General features: G+C 53.2%; 18 protein-coding genes and 1 pseudogene. 17 read left to right on the top strand and 2 right to left on the bottom strand.

Annotation, left to right across the window (positions count from 1 at the left end):
* Positions 1 to 36 precede the first annotated feature (36 nt).
* The 12 genes and pseudogenes from ACI7RC_RS09085 (at position 37) to ACI7RC_RS09030 (ending at position 13,914) form a co-directional block, all read left to right on the top strand.
* Positions 37 to 828: a putative hydro-lyase gene (locus ACI7RC_RS09085; protein WP_408107924.1), complete on the top strand. Its 792-nt coding sequence runs from the start codon at positions 37 to 39 to the stop codon at positions 826 to 828.
* A 1-nt stretch (position 829) separates the two neighbouring features.
* Positions 830 to 2,107, top strand: a complete 1,278-nt coding sequence (locus tag ACI7RC_RS09080) for a purine/pyrimidine permease (protein WP_408107923.1) — start codon at positions 830 to 832, stop codon at positions 2,105 to 2,107.
* A 204-nt stretch (positions 2,108 to 2,311) separates the two neighbouring features.
* Complete coding sequence (locus ACI7RC_RS09075; protein WP_408107922.1) at positions 2,312 to 4,216, top strand: outer membrane protein assembly factor BamB family protein; 1,905 nt, start codon at positions 2,312 to 2,314, stop codon at positions 4,214 to 4,216.
* 55 nt (positions 4,217 to 4,271) lie between these two features.
* Complete coding sequence (locus ACI7RC_RS09070; RefSeq protein ID WP_408107921.1) at positions 4,272 to 5,015, top strand: stalk domain-containing protein; 744 nt, start codon at positions 4,272 to 4,274, stop codon at positions 5,013 to 5,015.
* A 53-nt stretch (positions 5,016 to 5,068) separates the two neighbouring features.
* Positions 5,069 to 8,410, top strand: a complete 3,342-nt coding sequence (locus ACI7RC_RS09065) for an ATP-binding protein (protein WP_408107920.1) — start codon at positions 5,069 to 5,071, stop codon at positions 8,408 to 8,410.
* 146 nt (positions 8,411 to 8,556) lie between these two features.
* On the top strand, positions 8,557 to 9,372 hold the full coding sequence (locus ACI7RC_RS09060) for an AraC family transcriptional regulator (RefSeq protein ID WP_408107919.1): 816 nt from the start codon (positions 8,557 to 8,559) through the stop codon (positions 9,370 to 9,372).
* A gap of 186 nt (positions 9,373 to 9,558) precedes the next feature.
* Positions 9,559 to 9,981 carry a VOC family protein gene (locus tag ACI7RC_RS09055; RefSeq protein ID WP_408107918.1) on the top strand — a complete coding sequence of 141 codons (423 nt, stop codon included), beginning with the start codon at positions 9,559 to 9,561 and terminating at the stop codon, positions 9,979 to 9,981.
* Positions 9,982 to 10,161: 180 nt separating this feature from the next.
* The gene (locus ACI7RC_RS09050) at positions 10,162 to 10,917 is read left to right on the top strand and encodes a DeoR/GlpR family DNA-binding transcription regulator (RefSeq protein WP_408107917.1); all 756 of its coding nucleotides are present in this window, start codon (positions 10,162 to 10,164) and stop codon (positions 10,915 to 10,917) included.
* Positions 10,914 to 11,828, top strand: coding sequence for a 1-phosphofructokinase (gene pfkB / locus ACI7RC_RS09045; RefSeq protein ID WP_408107916.1), 915 nt, complete (start codon positions 10,914 to 10,916; stop codon positions 11,826 to 11,828). Before ACI7RC_RS09050 ends, pfkB begins: the two co-directional genes overlap by 4 nt.
* A 14-nt stretch (positions 11,829 to 11,842) precedes the next feature.
* Positions 11,843 to 12,425: pseudogene (locus tag ACI7RC_RS09040) on the top strand (PTS sugar transporter subunit IIA); the annotation flags it as partial.
* A gap of 449 nt (positions 12,426 to 12,874) precedes the next feature.
* A complete protein-coding gene (locus ACI7RC_RS09035) occupies positions 12,875 to 13,327 on the top strand; it encodes a MarR family winged helix-turn-helix transcriptional regulator (RefSeq protein WP_408107915.1) in 453 nt (150 codons plus the stop codon).
* A 17-nt stretch (positions 13,328 to 13,344) separates the two neighbouring features.
* Positions 13,345 to 13,914, top strand: coding sequence for a hydrolase (locus ACI7RC_RS09030; RefSeq protein ID WP_408107914.1), 570 nt, complete (start codon positions 13,345 to 13,347; stop codon positions 13,912 to 13,914).
* 59 nt (positions 13,915 to 13,973) lie between these two features.
* Here ACI7RC_RS09030 and ACI7RC_RS09025 read toward each other — a convergent pair whose 3' ends face one another.
* The gene (locus ACI7RC_RS09025) at positions 13,974 to 15,155 is read right to left on the bottom strand and encodes an MFS transporter (protein WP_408107913.1); all 1,182 of its coding nucleotides are present in this window, start codon (positions 15,153 to 15,155) and stop codon (positions 13,974 to 13,976) included.
* Between the two features lie 170 nt (positions 15,156 to 15,325).
* Here ACI7RC_RS09025 and ACI7RC_RS09020 point away from each other — a divergent pair, with 170 nt between their 5' ends.
* The 5 genes from ACI7RC_RS09020 to ACI7RC_RS09000 all read left to right on the top strand — a co-directional run bounded on the left by ACI7RC_RS09020 (position 15,326) and on the right by ACI7RC_RS09000 (position 21,310).
* Entirely contained in the window at positions 15,326 to 15,724 is a 399-nt protein-coding gene (locus ACI7RC_RS09020) for a hypothetical protein (RefSeq protein WP_408107912.1), read from the top strand.
* Entirely contained in the window at positions 15,721 to 15,918 is a 198-nt protein-coding gene (locus ACI7RC_RS09015) for a YqgQ family protein (protein WP_408107911.1), read from the top strand. Before ACI7RC_RS09020 ends, ACI7RC_RS09015 begins: the two co-directional genes overlap by 4 nt.
* A 77-nt stretch (positions 15,919 to 15,995) precedes the next feature.
* Positions 15,996 to 18,005, top strand: a complete 2,010-nt coding sequence (gene tkt / locus ACI7RC_RS09010) for a transketolase (protein WP_408107910.1) — start codon at positions 15,996 to 15,998, stop codon at positions 18,003 to 18,005.
* 227 nt (positions 18,006 to 18,232) lie between these two features.
* Positions 18,233 to 20,770, top strand: coding sequence for a transglycosylase domain-containing protein (locus ACI7RC_RS09005; protein ID WP_408107909.1), 2,538 nt, complete (start codon positions 18,233 to 18,235; stop codon positions 20,768 to 20,770).
* Between the two features lie 207 nt (positions 20,771 to 20,977).
* Entirely contained in the window at positions 20,978 to 21,310 is a 333-nt protein-coding gene (locus tag ACI7RC_RS09000) for a hypothetical protein (protein WP_408107908.1), read from the top strand.
* Positions 21,311 to 21,383: 73 nt separating this feature from the next.
* On the opposite strand, the gene trmB is transcribed toward ACI7RC_RS09000, so the two are convergent.
* Positions 21,384 to 22,025, bottom strand: coding sequence for a tRNA (guanosine(46)-N7)-methyltransferase TrmB (gene trmB, locus ACI7RC_RS08995; protein WP_408107907.1), 642 nt, complete (start codon positions 22,023 to 22,025; stop codon positions 21,384 to 21,386).
* Positions 22,026 to 22,133: the final 108 nt, after the last annotated feature.

Genomic DNA, 22,133 nt, shown 5'->3' with positions numbered 1-22,133 from the left:
CGATGGTTTGAACCTACAAAAGGGAGGAGACCGCATATGACTACCATCGCAGAATTGAAACCGCAAGTAGCCCGTCAATGGATGAGAGAACAACGCTGGCAAAAACCGACGGCCGGAATGGCCGAGGGATACACCCAGGCGAACCTGGCTATTTTGCCCCGGTCGCTCGCCTATGACTTCTTGTTGTTTTGCCAGCGAAATCCCAAGCCGTGCCCGGTCCTGGACGTAACGGATCCCGGGTCGCCCGTGCCGTCAATCGTCGCCCCTGATGCGAACCTGCTTACCGACCTGCCAAAATACCGGGTGTACAGGCACGGAGAACTAACAGAGGAAGTAACCAGCATTGAGCATCTGTGGCGGGAGGACATGGTTGCTTTTTTGCTCGGATGCAGCTTTACATTTGAGAAGGCATTATTGGAAAACGGGATTCCGGTGCGGCACATCGAGCAGGACTGCAATGTGCCCATGTACGTCACCAACATCCAATGCAAGAGTGCGGGCCGGTTTGCCGGACCGATGGTGGTGAGCATGCGGCCCGTTCCCCAGGAACAAGTCGTCCGGGCCGTTCAGGTGACCTCGCGTTTTCCAGCGGTTCACGGCGCCCCTGTACATATCGGGGACCCGGGGGCAATCGGGATTCAGGCGATCGACCGGCCTGATTTTGGCGATCCGGTACCGATTCAGGGAGGAGAGGTTCCTGTCTTTTGGGCCTGTGGGGTGACGCCGCAAGCCGTGGCCATGCAGTCCAAGCCGGAAATCATGATTACTCATGCTCCGGGACACATGTTCATCACCAATCTGCGCGATGAGCAATTCGGAGTTCTCTAAGATGAAATTGACGCTTTCTGCCATGCAATGGGCCATGTTTACCCTCGCGGGAAGTATCGTGGCCCCGTTGGCAATCGGTCAGGCATACGGCATGTCCGCCCAGGAAATCGGCGAATTTGTGCAGCGGACACTGTTTGTGATGGGAATCGTAGCGCTGATGCAGACATGGCGGGGGCACCGCTTGCCGATCATGGAGGGGCCGGCCGTCCTGTGGTGGGGCGTATTCCTTCTATTTGGAACAATGGCTCCAGCCTTGGGACAAGAACCCCGTTCCATCCTGCCCGCACTCGGATTGGGGCTCGTTTTCAGCGGCATCTTGTTCGGGCTGATGAGTGTATGCGGATGGATCACCGTGATCAGGCGATTGTTTACACCCGCGGTAATCGGCACGTATTTTTTGCTTTTGGTCGCACAGATGAGCGGCCCTTTTATCAGCGGCATCCTGAGTGCAAAGGAGAACCCCTTTGACTGGAAGGGGCCGGCCATCTCGATTGCCACCCTTGTCTTGTCTCTCGGCCTGGCCCGTAGCAGCAAACCTTTCTTGCGGAATTACTCCGTATTGATTGCGATCATTTTTGGCTGGTCGCTGTTTCAACTGTGCGGACTTAATCAGCAGGCAGGCGGAGCATGGGATGCCGTGTTTACCTTGCCGGGCGTCTGGTCCTTTGGCTGGCCGGAGTGGAACGGAGGCATTCTGTTCACATCTGCGATCGTAACCGTGCTCTTGCTCAGCAATATGATCGCCAGCATGGAGGCGGTAGGCCAAGTGATCGGCCGTACAGACAGGGGGAATGAGAAGCGCTCAGGATTGATCATGGGCGCCAGTCAGACCTTATCGGCCGTTTTCTCTACCGTTGGCTTCGTTCCGCTGTCCTATACGGCCGGGTTTATCATGACGACGCGGATGAAGGAAAAGCTGCCGTTCATCCTGGGGAACCTTTTCCTGGTGGTGATCAGTTTTTTCCCCGCTGTGACGGGTCTGTTTGCATCCATTCCCGTATCCGTCGGGTACGCCAGCATGTTTCTCTCCTTTGTCAACATGCTTGGCATGGGATTGCGCGAGATTAGCAGGGGCGGGTTGGACGAACGGCAGGTTTACATCGTTGGAATTTCACTCATGATCGGAATCGGCTGCATGTTTTTGCCCGCTTCCTTTTTCCTGGCGGTTCCTCCCTTCCTGAGCCCATTGCTCAGCAACGGCCTCCTGATGGGGGTCGGCACCTGTCTCTTGCTGGACCGGCTCGTTCGCCGGGAAGAGAAAGTACAATCCTATCTGTAGCAACGGCGGTGAATGGAAGACGGAACCGTTGGTAACGCTTTTGAAGCGCTCCCTTCTTTAGAGTCGATCTAAAGGAGGGAGTTTTTTTGGTGTTTCAAAAGACAAAATGGACGACTTTCTCTCGAGAAAACGGCGTGTTCATGTAAGTTCTGCCCGGTCGGTTTCAGAACAAAGCGGAAATATCTGTCCTGCAGGTCTATTCTGATGGAAAGGAGCTTTGCCATGTTTGCCGTGTATAAAAAGAAATGGCTTTACATTGTGTTCTCTTCTGTTTTTCTGATGGCCAGTCTGCTTTCGTTCCAACCCGCAGCGGCAGGCTCAAACGACAAGGAGAGGTGGAGATTCACAACAGGGGATGTGGTCGTCTCCTCCGCGGCAATCGGCCAGGACGGAACCATCTACGTCGGATCGTTCGATCACAACCTCTACGCAGTCGATAAAAAAGGAAAAGAGAAATGGCGCTTCGAAACGGAGGACAGCATTATTTCCTCTCCGGCGATCGGCGCAGACGGAACCATCTACGTCGGATCCTGGGACAACAGACTGTATGCGGTCAATCCGGAGAATGGAAAGAAAAAATGGCACTTCGAAACGGGGGACAAGATCTCCTCCTCCCCGGCGATCGGCGCAGACGGGACGATCTATGTCGGATCTTGGGACAATAGACTGTATGCGATCAATCCGGAGAATGGAAAGAAGAAATGGCATTTCGAAACGGGCAACGTAGTCAGCTCCTCGCCGGCAATCGGCGCAGACGGCACCATTTATGTCGGCTCCAACGACAAGAAGCTTTATGCGATCAAGCCTAACGGGACGAAGAAATGGGAGTTCGCAGCGGGGGATGCCGTCAGCTCCTCTCCGTCGATCAGCGAGGACGGGACGGCCATCTACGTCGGTTCGAACGATTCGAACCTGTACGCGATCAATCCGGGAAACGGCAAGGAGAAGTGGCACTTCAAAACGGGAGATCAAGTGATTTCCTCGCCGGCAATCGGATCAGACGGCACCATCTATGTCGGATCGTATGATATGTACCTCTATGCCGTCAATCCAAAGGACGGAGGCGAAAAATGGCGTTTTCCAACAGGTGGATATCTGTTCTCCTCGCCGGCAATAGGGGCAGACGGTACCATCTATATCGGCTCCGGCGACAAGAGACTTTATGCGGTCAAGTCAAATGGGAAGGAAAAATGGCACTTCGAAACAGAGGGTGAGATCGGCTCCTCCCCGGCGATCGGACCCGACGGCGCCGTATATATAGGGTCATATGACAAAAATGTATACGCCATCGGGATGGTTTCCGTAAGCGAGATCAACCTGAATAAAACCGAATTGACCGTAAACGTCGGGCAGAGCGAAACGCTTCAGGCGACAGTCATGCCAGAGGATGCTTCTTTCCAGGAAATCAAGTGGTCCAGCAAAGACAGCGGCATCGCCAAGGTGGACGATTCCGGCAAAGTGACAGGCGTTAAGCCGGGCAAGACGACGATTACGGCAACATCGGAGGATGGCGGATACTTCAAACAATGTGTCGTAATCGTAACCGAAGCGAAAGATCCGCCTGTTTCGGATGTCTCACTGTCGGACATCAGCGGACACTGGGCGGAAAAGAACATCATCCAGGCGGTGAACAAAGGCATCGTGAAAGGCTATCCCGACGGGACCTTCAAACCGGATCACACTGTCACCCGCGCCGAGTTTGCCGTACTGCTGATGAATGCGCTGCAGCCTTCGGGCAAAGGTTCAGCGCTGGTCTTTACAGACAAGGAGACGATCGGCTCGTGGGCGGCAAAGGAGATCGCGCAGTGCGTGGAACTCGGCATCATCAATGGCTACCCTGACAACACCTTCCGGCCCAACAAGACGATTACCCACGCCGATATGATCACCATGGTTGTCCGGGCGGCCAACTTGCCGACCGCATCTGATGCAGCGAGCGGGTACCTGGATGACGCGGATATTCCCGACTATGCAAGAAGCAAGGTGGCTGCAGCCAAACTGTACGGCATCACCAGCTACATCACCGGCAACCGATTCGAGCCTCATGAACCTTCTACCCGGGCCGAGTCGATAACGGCCATCATGAACATGCTGAGAGTGAAAAAATAATGAGCCCGATTGGGCGAATTCGAGTTGTTCATTAGATGACGGAAGGATGAATATGATGAAGATGAAAACGGCAAAGATTCTCTTGTTTGTTTTTGTTCTCCTTGCCAGCTCTTTTGCATCTGCTTATGCGGCGGCCAATATGGAGCCGATCAATGCCTTTTTTAATCGGGGTGTGTCGTTTGTATTGAACGGCGAGCTGTGGCAGCCTAAAGATCCATCCGGAAAACCGCTGACAGCCATTTATTATAACGGAAGCAACTACTTGCCGGCCCGCGCACTGGCTGAAGCGTTAAAAGTACCGATCGACTACGATGCTGCCAGTCAAAAAATTTATATCGGGGGCAAACCCGGTGAAAAAACGCCGATCTTCTCCATGCCGATGGAGATTGACAACATCTATGCCGTTCTGTCAAAAGATCCAAATGAAACAGCGGTAAATGGAGGAAAATACAAACAAGTATTGAAGATTGATCAATATGCAGATATTGTGTTTACCATTGACCGAAAATACAAGCGGCTCGTTTTGGATGCTGCTGTCATAAGCCCCGGTGAGCATGAGGTAGAATTTTCACTATATAACGCGGTGGAGATTGCCGGAAATACAGCCAATACCCTCCTGGAAAAGCACACCGTTAGTCCGGATGACAAAGTAAAACGGCTTATCTTTGATGTAGAGGGTCTGGAAAAAATCAGAATCCATGTGCAAAGTCCCAATCTAAATCCTTATATTTATGCGAGGATTGTAGATACTTCATTTTTTGACAACGGTGATACTGCTGCCAGTGATGGCTTGAAATAGTCTTGCCTGGCAGGGATTTGCAAGGTTAGACATGCGGCGAGGGGGAGAGCGGGTTGGCGGGCTGTCATTTTCAACTGCTGGGCGGTTTAAAAGTCACCTTCGACAACGACGAGTGTACGATGGTTATTTCCGCCGGAAAGGTAAGGCTGCTGCTGGCATACTTGGCTCTCACCCCTGACATTCCGCACAGCAGGAAGAAGATTGCCTTTGATTTCTGGCCAGATTCTACCGAAAAGCAAGCCCTCTCCAATTTGCGGAAACTCTTGCACGATCTGCGGGAGTCCCTTCCCCAGGTCAACCGATATCTCACGATCACTCCAGCCTCTATTCAGTGGAATCATGGGCTGCCCTTCTACTCGGATGTAAGCGAGTTTGAGCAGGCGGCGAAAGGCAAAACCCTCTACGAGCTCCACAAGGCAGAAGAACTGTACAGGGGCGAACTCTTGCCTGGTTTTTACGAGGAATGGCTCGGAGCGAGGCGGGAACAGCTGGCCCAGATGTATATGAACGTGCTCGATAGTCTGATTTCCCATTTAGAAAGCCGGCGAGAGTACCCTACAGCCATCTCATTCGCAAACAAGCTGCTAGCCCAGGATAAATTGAGAGAAGAAACGTATCGCACGCTGATGCGGCTGCATGCCCTTAATAAAGACATGGCGGACGTCGTGCAGTTGTATCGGCAGCTGCGCCGCTCCCTGCAGCACGAGTTGGGGATCGAACCTGCTCGGGAAACCACGCAGCTTTTGGAGATGCTCATGCAAAATGGCGACGAACGACAGGCCGCCGCTCAAAGTCCTGCGCCGCTGATTGGCAGAATCGAAGAATGGGGGCACCTGTTTCGCGTCTGGAAGCAGGCAGCGGACGGCAGCAGCACCTTGCTGGTATTGAAAGGGGAAGCAGGTATCGGCAAAACCAGATTGGCCCTGGAATTCAAACAATGGGTGGAGAGTCAGGGAGGGTACACGTCATTTGCCGGCTGCTTTCCGTCAGTGAAAGCGCTGTCTTACACGCCGGTCACTGTATGGCTGAGAAGCCTTCCCTTGCCGGAGCTCTGTCCGGCAGCCCTGTCGGAATTGTCCCGCCTGCTGCCGGAGTTGTTGGAACGATACCCTGACATGGTGCTGCCAAATCCTATCCAGGAAAACTGGCAGCTTAACCGCTGGTATAGCGCAATCGAGCGGATGCTGCTGGCCAGGCAGCCGCTGCTGTTGATCCTGGACGACATTCAATGGAGCGACCGGGAGACGCTCCAGCTGCTCTCCTATCTTCTGCGCGGCGATTCCAATGTCAGACTGCTCGTCATCGCGACGATGAGAACGGACGAGTATCCGGACGATGTCCTTGGAGACTTTTTTTCCGGGCTTCAAATCGAACGGAAACTGACGAAAATCGAACTTGCACCGCTTACCGAGGAAGAAACGAAGCGGCTGGTGGCCGCGAATGTCGGCAACGCTTTGGCGGACCGGTTCTCGGCTGGCTTATACGCAAAAACCGGCGGCAATCCGCTTTTTATCGTGGAAACACTGCGGGAATCGCAAACGTTCAGCGGCAGCGAGATTCCGCTGTCCCCGCTGGTAAAAACAGTCATTGAAAACCGATTGGGCCGGCTGTCGCCGGAAAACCGAAAACTCGTCACCACGATTGCCGCAGTCGGGAGGCCCGTGTCACCCGCTTTGACGGCGTTCATCCTGGACTTGAAGGAAGAAACGATCCTCGAAAGACTGGAACAGCTGGTCCAGCTCAAAGTGATGCAGGAAGACAATACGGGGCAGTACGATTTCACCCACGACATCATCAAGGAAACCGCCTACAAATTGACAAATGAGAGCAGACGCCGCATGTGCCACCGGCAAATCGCTGCCGGACTGCTCGCCTTCTACCGGGACCAGCCCGAAGCCGTCGCTGCGGAAATCGCCTTTCATTACGAGCTTGCCGGTTCGGAAAAACAGGCCATTGCCTTTTACAAAATGGCTGCGTCAGCAGCAGAGAAGCTCTATGCCAATGAAACGAGGATGAAATATTACAAGAAACTAAGCAGTTTGCTGCCTTCCGAACAGGTCCTGCCGATCCTGATGAAACTGGGCGATGCTATGATTGTTGTAGGAGATTGGACCGAAGCGGAGAAAACCTACAGGAATTGGCTTCAACGCTTCGGTTACTCCGTGACGCGTGCAGAACGAGCCCACTGCGACACTGCGCTTGGCAATTGCTTGCGCTTGCAAGGAAAGTATGAGGAAGCGAAAATTCATTTGGAACGGGCACTTCAACAGTTTACGCTGTTGGAGGACAAGGATGGACTGAGCTACGTATACGGAACGCTCGGCATCCTGTATTATTACGAGGGAGATTACGACCAATCGCTGCATTATTTGACGCAAAGAATGGAATTGCCCGATGTCGGCAATCGCACCCGGGATGACTGCCGGTTCTTCGGTTTCATCGGATTCCTGTATTATGACCAATGCGAATATGACCAGGCCATTCATTGGTTCCATAGGCAAATCAGGCTGGCGGCAAAGCTCCGGGAGGAGTATTTCGCCGCAGAAGCGATGGGCGGATTGGCCCTGGTTTATTTTGAAACGGACGATATGGACCTGGCTTATGACCACATTCTCGAAAAGATAGAGATCAGCAAATCGCTCGGGGCCCGGATGAGTTTCGCCATGGCTGTCGGCATGTTGGGCAAGTATTATCATTTGCACGGATCCCGCGTACAAGCGGAGCAATGCATCGCCTTTTGTCTTGAAGAAGCGGTCTTGATCAAGGATTTGCATATCGCCGCCGTTGTGCTCGGCATAGAAGGATGCAATCTTATGACCCAGCACCGGTACGAGGAGGCCGGTCATCTGATCGGACTCTCGAGGAGACTGGCAAAGCAGCAGCATATTCCCTTCTTCGAATGTGAAGCGCTTTATTTCACGAGCTTGCTGCGGCAGCGTCAGAATCAATACGAAGGTGCTGTAGAGGCCGCTGAAGAGGCACTCCATATCGCTGAGCGGCTAAAACGGAAAGACTTGCGGGTCACCCTGCTTGTACAGCTGTCGCTTCTCAAGACAGATGTAGGGCGGATTACTTCTGCTGAAGCCATGGAGCAGTTGGAACGGCTGCGGGAACAATCCTCTCGCCGCCAAGAACAGGCTGCCGTTCTATTCGCCATGTGGAAGCTGAATCCGCAATCGCCCGAGTATCGGAGCAAGGCGCTTCAACTGAATGAAGAGCTCTACCAAAATTCCGGCAAGGAGGAATATCTCATCCGCTGCCGTGAAATGAACGGTTCGCCTAAAGTCGTCGCAGCGCGTCCGCTGCCGCAGCTTGCAGCCGAACCTACGCAAAACAAACGGATCTCCCCGCATGTACTGGCGGAAATCGATCGCTATCTGAACCGATCTGGATGAACTTCTCACCCCTTTCATCCTGTGCAGCGAATCAGCCGCCCCGAAATGGGACGATATGAACAATGTAAGGAATGGTATGTTATCATTTATCTAGCGATCTAGCAAAAACGTGAAGATTCACGATCGACAAGGGGGTGGGCCGTAACATGCGAATGTATCTTCCTATGCAGCCGCCTGCATTCCAAAACGAATTGGCGGATCCTGATTATCGCTATCGGGAGTATTTGCCAAGCGCCGGACTGGAATCTTATGTCGCTTGTTACTGGACCCTTGACACTAGGGCATCAGAGAAAATACGTGTGCACCGGATTATACCGGATGGATGTGTCGATATTATTTTTGATGGGAAAGCTTCCTCTTGTTCAACAGGGGCCTTTGCGGTAGGGTTGATGACTGCGTATGAAACGATCAACCTGACGACAAACCAATCCTTATTTGGCATCCGTTTCTTTTCGGATAGCGCACGTCGCTTGTTGCGCTATCCTGTCTCTGCGTTGAGCGGATACCATGTGTACCTTGAGGAGTTATGGGGAAGCGAAGCGAGGTTTATCGTGGAAGAAGTGGGGTCAGCCCATGATGTTTCAGAAATGATAGAACGGGTTGAAGCCGCATTGTTCCAGCTTTTGCGGCAGCATGAATCACAGGCTGATCCGCTGCTGCTGTCGGCCGTGCAGCACATGTATGCCAGTCAAGGAATGATTTCCGTTCGCGTATTAGCGGATAAACTTGGTTATAATGAAAGGAAAGTAAGAAGGATTTTTCAAAAAGAATTGGGAGTCAGTCCGAAAGAGCTGTCGGACATCATTCGATTTCAATCCGTCTTGCAGGAACTGCAAAAGGGGCCCCCGTCCCGTTTAACTGACATCGCGCTGAAATACGGATACTATGACCAGCCGCACTTTATCCACCATTTTAAACGCTTTTACGGATTGTCTCCCGGACAAGTTTTTCCTTCCATTTGACCGTTTTTTACAGGATATAACTTCCTGAGATGGCTTCCTTATCCTGCATGAAAAGCATCCGCTAAAGAAGAAACAGCTTCTTCGAAAGGTCTTCTTTAGAAGCTTTTCTTACAATTGCTTCAGACTCACTTATGCGATCATCTACGATAAATACGAAAACAAACGACTTGCGGAGGGAAATAAACGATGAAACCACGCATTTCCGTACTTACATTGGGTGTGGATGATCTGGAAAGGGCGCTGACCTTTTATCGCGATGGACTGGGTTTGCCGACAGAAGGCATCGTTGGCAGGGAGTTCGAACATGGGGCGGTTGCCTTTTTCGACTTGCAGGCAGGTGTCAAACTTGCCATCTGGAACCGGCGCGATCTCGCCCATGAGGCAAAAGTCCCTCTGAGATCACCAAGCTCCACCGAAATGACGATTGGCCACAATGTCGGGAGTAAAGCAGAAGTGGATCAGATCATGGAACAAGCCCAAAAGGCGGGAGCCATTATTACGGACCCCGCGCACGATGCCTTTTGGGGAGGATACTCCGGCCACTTCCTGGATCCGGACGGCCATTTGTGGGAGATCGTCTGGAATCCGGCGTGGGAGATTGAAGAGTAAATTTTGCGAGCAGACGATCAAATGCCTTCCTGTTGCCAGGAGGGCTTTTTTCGTTCCAAGGAAAATAACCGTCGGCGATCTTGAATGGATTTGATCGTTTATGATTGTTTTTGACCGAAAATGAGTGTATAATGAAAACAAACCGATTGGTATTGCAAGAAGGGAGGGTGCGATGAACTGATGCTAACCCCTGAACGCCATCGACTTATTGTGGCATTAGTGAAAGAAAAAGACTTCGTGGGCATTCATGAACTTGTGGAAGCGACAGGGGCATCCGAATCGACGATCCGCCGGGATTTAAGCGAATTGGAGGAGCAGCGAATGCTGAAACGGGTCCACGGCGGGGCGTCTGTGCTTCAAAGCAAAATCGAAGAACCGACGATTCTGGAAAAATCGGTTAAACGCGAGCGCGAAAAGATCGCCATCGGCAAGTTTGCCGCCGGTTTGATAAAAGAACATGACTCCATTTTCATCGACGCGGGAACCACCACGTATCAGATGCTGCCCTATCTCCCGGATCACAACATCATGGTCGTCACAAACGGGGTGGACATTGCCCTTCAGTTAACCAAGCGAAATATCAGGACGATCCTTTTGGGCGGCGAATTGAAAACGGCTACACTCTCGCTGGTGGGGCGGGATGCGATCAATTCGCTCAGCCAATACCGGTTCGATAAATGCTTTCTCGGCATGAATGGAATTGACCTGCATCACGGTCTGACCACACCGGATCCGGATGAGGCGTACGTCAAACAGCTGGCTCTGCAATTTTCCGATGAACGGTATGTCTTGTGCGACTCTGACAAGTTTTCCCGGGTCACTTTTGCCAAAGTGGGAGACTTGCAAGAAATCACGGTCATTACGGATGACGGATTGAGCCAAGAGGAAAGGCAGGCTTACGAAAGATTATCAACTCTCAAAGTGGTGAAAGCATGATTTACACAGTTACCCTGAATCCATCGATTGACTACCACGTGTGGGTGCCGGCCCTGTCTCAGGGAATGATTCACGAGGCGCAAAAAGAGTGGAAGGTTGCCGGCGGGAAAGGCATCAACGTCTCAAAGGTCCTTCGCCTCCTTGGCGTAAACAGTACGACATTGGGGTTTGTCGGCGGGTTTACAGGAGCGTTTATCCAGCAGCAGATCGAACAAGCCGGGATTTCCCATCAGTTTATCCCTATCAGCCAGGAGTCTAGGATCAATATAAAGATAAAGGCCCAAACTGAAACGGATATCAGCGGAGTCTCACCGGACATTCCGGAAGACTCTCTGCAGCAGTTGCTTCGGCAGATCGGCCGCTTGCAAAGCGGCGATTATCTGGTCCTGGCGGGCAGCGTGCCGAAAAGCTTGCCGTCCGATATGTACCGGACGATCATGAAACAGATGCGCGGCAAGGGGGTCCGAATCTTCCTCGACGCGAAAGGGCCGGCGCTGGAAAGCGGCTTGTCGGAAGAACCGTTTCTCATCAAGCCCAATCACCAGGAGTTGGGCGAGCTGTTCGGCGTGACGATTGCGACCCCGGAAGAGGCGGTCGATTGGGGACGCAGGGCGCTGCAAATGGGCGCACAAAACGTAATCGTGTCGATGGCAGGTCAGGGTGCCGTTTTTGTCAACCGACAAGCGGCCTATGTCGCCCACATTCCGCCGCGCAAACCGGTCAACTCGATCGGTGCCGGTGACTCGATGGTTGCGGGATTCCTGTACGGCCATACGCAGGGAATGGATACAGAAAACGCGTTTCGCTTCGCCGTAGCGGCAGGCAGCACGACCGCGCTGTCGGAAGGCTTCTGCACGCATGAAAAAATAGCAGCATTTCTCTCGGAAATTACCATCACAGACATTTCATAAAGGGGAGGGCGACGATGGAAAACGAGATTCGCATCGCCGATTTTGCTAAAATCAGACACCATTGTTCTTCATTTGTCTGCTTCCACAAAAGATGCGGTACTGGATGAACTGATTGCCAAATTGGACGAAGCAGGACGACTGAACAGCACGGACGGAATGAAGCAGGCGATCCTCGCCCGCGAGGCACAGGGCTCCACCGGAATTGGCGAAGGAATCGCCATTCCGCATGCCAAGACAGCAGCGGTCAAATCACCTGGCATCGCGTACGGTTTTTCCAAAGAGGGCATAGATTTTGACTCGTTGGACATGCAAAAAGCGCATCTGTTCTTCATGATAGCCGCGACGGAAGACGCCAATCAGGCTCATCTGGAAACGCTGGCGCTGCTCTCCCAGATGCTCATGGACGAATCGTTTCGCCAGGAGCTGACGAAAGCAGAGACGAAGGAACAGGTTCTGGATATTATTACCCGAAAAGAAAAAGAAATCCAGGGTGAACAGGAAAGCGCTGCTGAGGAAACACAACAGGAGTTGAAAAAAGTAGTAGCGGTCACAGCTTGCCCGACAGGCATCGCCCATACGTACATGGCCGCCGACGCGCGTGATTCCTTCCCTCATGGCCGGTTCTGCGGTTGCCGGCGGATTGTCGATGCTGTTCGGCTGCACATTGCCTGCCCCTCATGGCGGATTATTCGTTCTGCCGGTTGTAGGCAACGCGGGACTTTACGTCGTTTCCATTCTGGCCGGCACGATTGTCACGGCATTGATGCTGAATGTGTTGAAAAAGGATGCTATCGAGTAAAATACGTTCCAAAACCGGGCCGGATGCACAACCGTCCGGCAGCCGGTTTCGTGCAAGAGGCAACGGGCTCTTTTATGTAAGGTCTGCCGAAGCGGGGGTAACTGCCCTCGCTTTTTTTCGTTCGATTTTCTTCCGGGATGGTATGGAATGCTTCCTATATCTGTACAATACAAATAAATAGCTGTACAATACAGATATCTTGAGGATTCTCTGAAAAGGGCATCAAACAACGGAAAAGGGGAAACACATGAGAAAGCCTTACTATGAACAAATCGAGCATGAAGTGGTCATGCTGCTCAGACGGGCGGATTTTAAACGGACGCTGGACGGTTCGGCCCGCACGATGGACAGGTCGGCGTACCTCTTGTTGAAATGGCTGGATCGTGAAGGACCGTCAGCCGTCGGCGTCATCTCGGAGGCGTTCCAATTGGACAATTCCACCATCAGCAGGCAAATTGCCGCATTGGATACGAAAGGGTGGATTCACCGTTATTCACACCCGGAAGATGCCAGGATAAGCATGGTCGAGATTACGAAGTCCGGCCGGGAAGCGATTCAGGCCGCCAAAGCGCTGCGTCTGGAGGCCTATGCGGAATTGCTGAACGACTGGACGGAAGACGAACTGGACATCTTTTCGAAGCTGTTGTCCCGATTGAACCGCTCCATCGAACAACGTAAACGACTGCAATCAAATTCGTGACAAACGGAGGGAATCCTGTGAATTCACTGGACATCGATTTTCAAAAAACCGCGCTGGTCATTATTGACCTGCAAAAAGGAATTGCGAAACTGCCGAACGGACAGGAGATTGTCGAGAAAGCTGCCCGGCTTGTAAAGCTATTTCGTGAAAAAGCCGGGTTTATCTCTTTTGTGAGAGTTGATTTTCACGACGGTCAAGATCGACTGAATCCGAAGACGGATCAACCGGTTAACGCCGTTCAACGTCCCACCGATTGGGCCGAGTTTGTTCCGGAGCTCGGAGTGGGGGATGAAGATTATATCGTCACGAAGCGTCAGTGGGGAGCTTTTTTCGGTACGGATTTGGATCTGCAGCTTCGCCGCCGGGGGATCGATACGATCGTGCTGTGCGGGATTGCCACGAACATCGGGGTGGAAAGCACGGCACGGGAAGCGTTTCAACTGGGCTATGATCAGGTATTTATTACGGATGCGATGATGACTAACAGCCAGGAAGAGCATGAAGCGACCTGCAAATATATCTTCCCGAGAATTGGAAAGGTGAGGTCCGTTCAGCAGTTTCTGTCGGAAGTGAACGGACTCGCGTGAATGCTGATCTCGCCGGCGGCCGGGAAGCGGCATCTCAAAGGAGGACACTCGGTCCTCCTTTATTTTGTCCTTCCGATTGGTTGGGGCAAGCTGCGGTAGCGCTGCAGGAACAAGATCAGCAGCACGCCGACGAGGACGGCGCCGAGGATGTAGGGGCTGGCGTAATGCCATCCGTACAGACCGCCTGCGACCAGCGGACCGAGAATGCGGCCGAGGGTGTCCATCGAACTGATCGTGCCGGCGGTAACCCCCTGTCCTACCGTTGTGCGCTGGGTGAGCATGGCGTTCGATGTCGCCCGGATCATCCCCTGGCCCGCGCCGAACAGGGAAAGGAACAAGGCGAGGCTCCAGAAGCCTTGGGCAAACAGGATCAACACGAACCCGATGGTGTACAGGAACAGGCCGAGAGAGAGCACCTTTGCTTCGCCCCATTTTTTTACCATCGGGCCGATCATCCCGCCTTGGATGAAGGCAGCGATGATTCCCATGACCAAAAACATGTAGCCGAGGTCTTTCGAGTCCATCCCGAACAGATCCAGGATGTAATACCCGAAGGTCGTCTCCAAGCCGGAAAAGGCGAAGGAGACGATGAAGACCAGATTGTACAAGAGGGCGAGCGGACCCGTGGCAGCGGCCAACACGTGAAACCGCCTGGACTTTTGTCCGTCGGCCGTGCTGATGCGCTTTTCTTTTGGCAAGCTCTCCGGCAATCTGAAGGCGACAATCAAAAGCGTAAGCACAGAAAAAGCGGCAGAAACGTAAAACGGATACGAGAAGTCCCATTTGCTGAGCACGCCGCCGATGACCGGGCCAAATACGAAGCTGAGGCCGACGCCGGCGCCGATGACGCCCATGCCCTTCGCCCGCTCCTCCGGCGGAAACAGGTCGGCCACGATCGCGCTGACCGTCGGAATCGCTGCGGCGGAGACGATCCCGCCCAGCAGCCGGTAGATCAGCAACTCCGTATAGGAGGTGGAGAGTCCGAACAAGACAAACGTAATGGCGAAGCCCGCCAAGCCCAAAAGGATGAGCGGTTTGCGCCCGATTCGGTCAGACAGCCTTCCCCAGATCGGCGCGAACAAAAATTGCATAATATTGTAAATGGAAAAAAGCAGGGCCAGCTGAAATGAATTTGCCCCCAGCTTTTCCGCAAAAAATGGCATGACGGGGATGATGATGCCAAATCCGAGCATAATCAAAAACATGATGGCAAACAACAGGGGGAGCTGCTTTTTGTGCACCTGAAAAAACCTCTCTCCTATGTAAATGTCAGTGTATATATGTCTGGTTTTACCTTACGTTACCAATATCGTGAAGTCAAGTACAGGGAGAAGCGCGTCAGAACATCCCGGCATGGTATAATAAGTGAATCCGAAATCAAGCAGATTATGGCACGGGAGTGAACCCATACATGGCAAAACAAATGGTATACTACATATCCTGGCAGGAGGACGACTGGCTGGACGAGCTGCTCGACTACTTTCCGGCAGTAAATGCGCTGGTCCCTGCCGCCAAAACCTGTCAGGCCATCAAGGAGCAGCGGCAGTCAGGCGAGGTGGAGCAGGCGGTCTTCGTGGTAAATCCCGCTGCAGATCCAGAGGAAACGGACAAATTCCTGCAGCAGCTCACCCGTGACCCGGAGCTCTCCAAAGAGCCGCTCTATCTGGTAGGCGTAAAGGAGCCGGAGGCGGACAGCTGGCGGGAACGCTATCCTCAGGCAAAGGTTGTGGTGATCAGCGGATACAGCTTCGACTTTGACTATGAAGCCGTTCTGGCTCAGATAGAGGCAGAGTGGGGGAGCCGGCCGTGAGCGGGAAACCGTCTGATTTTTCCCTGGATGAGTTTCTGCGCCGTTTTAGCATCTTCATCTATACCGGAGATCCCGAGGGTGACTGCCTGCTCATCGAGGATGAGATTCGCGAGTTGAAACAGCTTGGGCTGATCGACAACGAGGAGTATATGCAGGCGATGATAGCCGTTCGCCAGCGGTTTAAAAAAGAATGAGCGACTCCGCGATAGGAAAGCCAGTCAAGCTATGATATAATCACACTGCCAACAATTCGCAGGGGGGAAAATGTGGAATGACTACACAGCAATCATCTGTAGATCTATTAGCGATCAATACGTTGCGGACGCTTGCGATTGACGCCATTGAAAAAGCAAACTCGGGACATCCGGGCATGCCGATGGGCGCAGCTCCGATGGCCCACGTCCTGTGGAGCCGCTTTATGAAGGTAAATCCGCAAAATCCCGGCTGGATCAACCGGGACCGCTTCGTCCTGTCCGCCGGACACGGTTCCATGCTGCTCTACTCGATGCTCCACTTGATGAAGTACGACGTATCCATAGAAGATTTGCGAAACTTCCGGCAGTGGGGAAGCCGCACTCCTGGACACCCTGAGTACGGCCACACGCCAGGCGTCGATGCGACGACAGGTCCCCTTGGACAAGGTATTGCCATGGCAGTCGGAATGGCGATGGCCGAAAAACACCTTGCTGCTGTGTACAACCGCGAACAATACGATCTGATCAACCACTACACCTATGTCATCTGCGGTGACGGCGACCTGATGGAAGGCGTGTCGGGCGAGGCGAGCTCGCTGGCCGGCCATTTAAAACTGGGGAAACTGATCGTTCTGTACGATTCCAACGATATTTCACTGGACGGGGAGCTCAGCCTCTCCTTTTCGGAAAACGTGGCCATGCGCTACCAGTCGTACGGCTGGCAGTATCTGCGCGTAGAAGACGGCAACGATCTGGCTGCCATCGAAGCGGCCATCGAACAGGCGCGGGCTGAATTGGATCGGCCGACGCTGATCGAAGTGAAGACGACCATCGGCTACGGCAGTCCCAACAAAGCAGGCTCCTCTGCCTCCCACGGCGCACCGCTGGGCAAGGAAGAGGCGGCTTTGACGAAAGAATCCTACCAATGGGCGACAGACCGCGAGTTCTACGTTCCGGAAGAAGTGTCCGGCTTCTATGCCAAAGTGGCTGAGGCGGGCGCCAAGCAAGAGGGCGAGTGGCAGAGCCGCTTTGCCGAATACGCCAAAGCCTACCCCGAACTGGCCGAACAGTTGACGCTGGCGATGAACGGACAACTGCCGGCGGGCTGGGACAGCGAACTTCCGAGCTACGAGGCCGGCAGCAAACTGGCGACCCGGGCAGCCTCCGGAAAGGTGATCAACGAGCTGGCTGGCAAGCTGCCGAACCTCTTTGGCGGATCGGCCGACCTGGCAGGCTCCAACAACACGCTGATGAAAGGGGAAGGCAATTTTCTCCCCGGCAGCTACGAAGGCCGCAACATCTGGTTTGGCGTGCGCGAATTTGCCATGGGCGCTGCCCTGAACGGGATGGCCCTGCACGGCGGTCTCAAAGTGTACGGAGGCACGTTCTTCGTCTTCTCCGATTACGTTCGTCCGGCTGTCCGCCTGTCGGCCTTGATGAAGCTGCCGGTGACGTACGTATTCACGCACGATTCGATTGCTGTCGGCGAGGACGGTCCGACCCACGAGCCGATCGAGCAGCTGGCTTCGCTTCGGGCCATGCCGGGCCTGACGGTGCTGCGCCCAGCGGATGCCTATGAAACCAACGCCGCTTGGCATTATGCCGTCTCGTCCGCGGATGAACCGGTCGCACTGGTCCTGTCGCGGCAAAACCTGCCGGTGCTGACGGAGAATGCCGCTCGTGCCGCCGAAGGAGTGGCCAAGGGAGCCTATGTCGTAGCTGATGCGAACAATGGCAGTCCTGAACTGCTTCTGCTCGCAACAGGATCGGAGGTATCCCTCTGTCTCAAAGCGTGGGAAGTCTTGAGCGAGCGCGGTGTGGCTGCACGCGTCGTCAGCATGCCGAGCTGGGAGCTGTTCGAACGCCAGCCGCAAGCCTACCGCGACCAAGTGATTCCGCCAGAGGTAAAAGCCCGTGTCGCTGTGGAAATGGCGTCGCCGCTGGGCTGGGAACGTTACACCGGCGATGGCGGTTCCGTAATTGCCATCAATCACTTCGGCGCCTCGGCTCCTGGTGAGAAAATCATGAGCGAATACGGATTCACGGTGGAAAATGTAGTAGAAACAGCAGAAAAGCTGCTGAAATAAGCGAGAATTTTCCCGTTTACCGACAGCCTGTCCCAATCTTGTTAGGGGCAGGCTATTTTGCGCCATTTTTCCATGGACATTTCGAGATGCCTATGAAAATATAAGAAAAGCTCCTATTTCAGTCCCTTTGAGTCGCTAATCGGCGGGAGCCTGGACCTATTTGCAGAAACTTTTTCACGGTTCAATCGTCTAAAGTGATGGAGAGGTAAGAGACCAGGAGGTATTGCATGGCAAAGGCCAAGAAGAAAGTCGTAAAGAAAAACAGATGGCTGATGTTTGCCGCTTCATTTATTGTTTTTCTGATTTTAAGTGTATTTGGGGGGTATTTCTCGCTTCTCTTCGCTGGAGAGAAGATGATAGACATGCAGAAGCTGGAGGATTTGAAGCTGGATCCGACCGTTCTGCTGGACAAAGACGGGCAGCCGATCATCGAATTGAATAAAGAAGGAACCCGCGATTACGTCAAGTTCAATGAGATACCGGAGAAGCTCGTCGACGCATTTATCGCTGTAGAAGACAAACGCTTCTTTGATCACAATGGCATCGACTTCGTCAGGGTCGCCGGAGCTATCATCAAAGATATTAAATCAGGCGGCGCTGTTGAGGGCGGCAGCACGATTACCCAGCAGCTCGCCAAAAACGTATTCCTCTCCCACGAAAAGACGTTCTGGCGGAAGACGAAGGAAGCAAGCATCGCGATTAATCTCGAACGCAGATTTTCCAAAGACGAGATTATGGAGATGTACCTGAACAAGATTTATCTCAATCACGGGATTTTTGGCGTGAAGGACGCAGCCAAATACTATTTCGGAAAAGACGATTTGTCCAAGCTGACGATCGGGGAAATGGCTACGCTGGCAGCGATCCCCAAGGCTCCGGCGTATTACTCGCCGTTTGCCCATCCGGACCGGGCCAAGGAACGGCGGGATACGATTTTGCGGCTGATGGCGGAACAAGGCTATATTACGGCGGAAGAAAAAGAAAAGGCCCAGGCCGAACCGCTGCCAAAAGAACCGCATGAATCGGCGCAGCAAGGCATGAAAAAAGGCTATCAGGCCTATGTCGACTATGTCATGCAGGAAGCGAAAAATCTGTACGATGTTAGCGAAGACGTGCTGTACCGGGGAGGGTGGAAAATCTACACCTCACTCGATCCCAAGATGCAGGATGCGATGGCAGACGCCTACGGCAACGACAAGCTGTTCCCGAAAGACGGCCAAACCCAAAAGGTGCTGTCCAGCATGATCGTCATCGATCCGAATACGGGCGGCATCGCCGGCATGATGGGCGGGCGCGACTATGTAGCCAAAGGGTTTAACCTGGCGACCGACATGCGGCGTCAGCCGGGGTCGACGTTTAAGCCGCTGGCAGTTTACGCGCCGGCGCTGGATCTCGGCGAATATAACATGTACTCCCGGCTGAGCAACCAGAAGCAGAGCTTCAACGGGTACTCTCCGAGGAACTGGAACAACAAGTACAGCGATACCGTCGACATGTACACCGCCGTCAACCAGTCGTTAAACATTCCGGCGGTCTGGCTGTTAGACAAGATCGGAATAACCGAAGGGATGAAGTACATCAAAAAATTCGGTATTGAGCTCGATCCGCAGGACCGCAACCTGGCAATTGCACTGGGCGGTTTGACGAAAGGCGTATCTCCGTTGAAGATGGCCCAGGCGTATACGACCTTCGTGAACAAAGGGACGATGGTCGAGGCGCACACGATCACCAAAATCGTCGACGACCGGGGCACCACTGTCGCTACTGTGGAACCCAAGCGAACCGACGTCATCTCGCCGCAGGCTGCCTGGGAAATGCACAGCATGCTTGAGGGCGTCGTATCCGACGGGATCGGCGGCAGGGCCCGTTTGAGCGGCGGCCGTCCGGTAGCCGGCAAGACGGGAACGACCCAGTCCGAAGTGTTTGCCAACAGTACGAAGTACAATAAGGACGCCTGGTTTGTAGGTTATACGCCGCAATACGTAGCGGCCGTCTGGATGGGGTTTGACCGTGAAGACAAACAGAATGTGATGGCCGACGGAAGCGGCAAGACCGCCGATCTGTTCAAGGCTGTTTTCGACCAGGGGCTGAAAGGCACGAGTGCCGGCCAGTTTACGCCGCCTGAGGGCACAGTCAAACACGAGGAACCGAAAGTAGAAATGACTGCGCCGAAGCTGGCCGCTGTGCTGGCGATGGAAAACCAGAAGCCAAAAGTGGTCATTAACTGGATCGGGAACGAAGGTCTGGACTTGACCTATGACCTGTACCGGTTCAAGAACGATCCAGATGCAAAAGAACTGATTGCCTCCGGCATCAAGGACAACACTTATGTAGATCCGCTCAATGGAACGGTTCTGTACAAGTACATCGTGATTCCGCGCGATGCCGACGGAAATGAAGGGCCGCCGTCCAATATCGCGGAAGTGGATATGTCCCAAGTTGAGCAGCTGTTGAATGACGGCAACCAGTTTGAGGAAGGGGATCATTCCGGAGACGGAACCAACAATGGCGGGCAAGGAAATAATCATTTCCCGGGTGATCAGAATGGTGACAATGAGCAGTTTCCGCCGGATCAAGGTGGTGACAACTCTTCCGGTACAGGCAGGGATCCCGGAAACGGCGGAAACAACGGGAATGGCGGTTATGATGGCACTGGCGGGAACAATGGAAATGGAAACCCGCCGCCAGATATACCCGAATGGGGAGGAAACCAATCCGGCGGGATCGTACTGCCCCCTCCGCCACCTGACGGCACCCAGCGGTAAGCTCCTTTTTATTGATGCATAGCCGATCGTCACCGCCTCGTGCGGTGGCGATCCATTTTCATCTCGCTGTCCCGGGAAATTTTTGCTTTGTCAATTGTTGGACTATTTCCACAGCCGCGGCCGCCGTGTTACAATGAACGGTATGATAGATACTTTCATTTGACACTCGGGCCGGTTGGTTCCATGAGGAACAGGAGGGGATAATTGATGACAAACGTTGAACGGCAATCACTGGAACAGTTTTTTGTGGAAAAACTACAACAAGCCAAAGTTTTGTTTGAACGCGCCCTTGACTGTAAACACACTGATTTTGATGACCTGTACCCCTACATGAACGAACAGCCCCAGTTTTTCTGGTATAAGCGTTATGTCGCCTGGTCTGAACTGCTCACGGTTGTAAAGTTGGCAAAAGAATTGGAGATCGACTGGGAGTCGCAATTCACCGAACGCCAGGCAGAGTTTATCGAAGGGAAAGTCTTGCAAGGAAAAGTTTTGGATAACTGGTACGCAGAAGAGAAGATGAGCCAATTGGAAGAATAATCTATCAGATGCGGTCTAAAGAAATCGAGCCTGCAGGAAGCGTCCTGCAGGCTTATGCTTGTCTGGAAAGGCATTATGGTTGAACGATCGCTTCCAGCCGGTAAATCCGCTGTCCGCGTGCCGAGAACCGCTGCTCGTATTCCGTCATGACGTTTCCGGCCGCCCATTCTGAATGATGCAAGTCAAAGGTGATCTTTTGCAAGTGGAAGCGTTCGGCTGCAAACTGATTGAGCGAGAATTCAAACAGGTCTTCGTTGTCCGTCTTTACGTGAATTTCACCATTTTCTGGAAGGAGTTGTTTGTACATCCTGAGAAATGTCGAAGCAGTCAGGCGCCGTTTGGCATGTCTTTTTTTGGGCCAGGGATCGCTAAAGTTCAGGTAGATCCGGCTGATCTCGCCCGGTGCAAACAAATCCGTGAGCATCCTGGCATTGTATTGGACAAGCGCCAGATTAGGGATGTCTCGCTGCTCTGTCCGCTGGGCAGCCCGATAGATGACTTCTGCCTGCACTTCCAGTGCGATATAATTGATGTCCGGGTTTTGCTCGGCAAGCGTCGTGATGAACCTTCCTTTTCCGCAGCCGATCTCCAGATGAATCGGATGGCGGTTGCCGTAGCGTTCGTGCCAGCGGCCTCTGTAAGAAGCGGGATGTTCGACGAATGTGGGGTACTGGCGAAGCGCTTCTTCCGCCCCCGGTATATTGCGTAAACGCATAAAAACCTCCTTATGTCATGAGCAAAAAGAGAATACCATTCCTACTTTAATCAAAAGTCTCATCTTTTTCAACTCGATCACAATTGAATCTTTTTCCTGTTTTTAGTA

The sequence above is a fragment of the Brevibacillus sp. B_LB10_24 genome (genome assembly GCF_046036945.1).
In the GTDB taxonomy this organism is placed as follows: Bacteria; Bacillota; Bacilli; order Brevibacillales; family Brevibacillaceae; genus Brevibacillus_C.
This window is presented reverse-complemented; position numbering and strand designations above follow the sequence as displayed.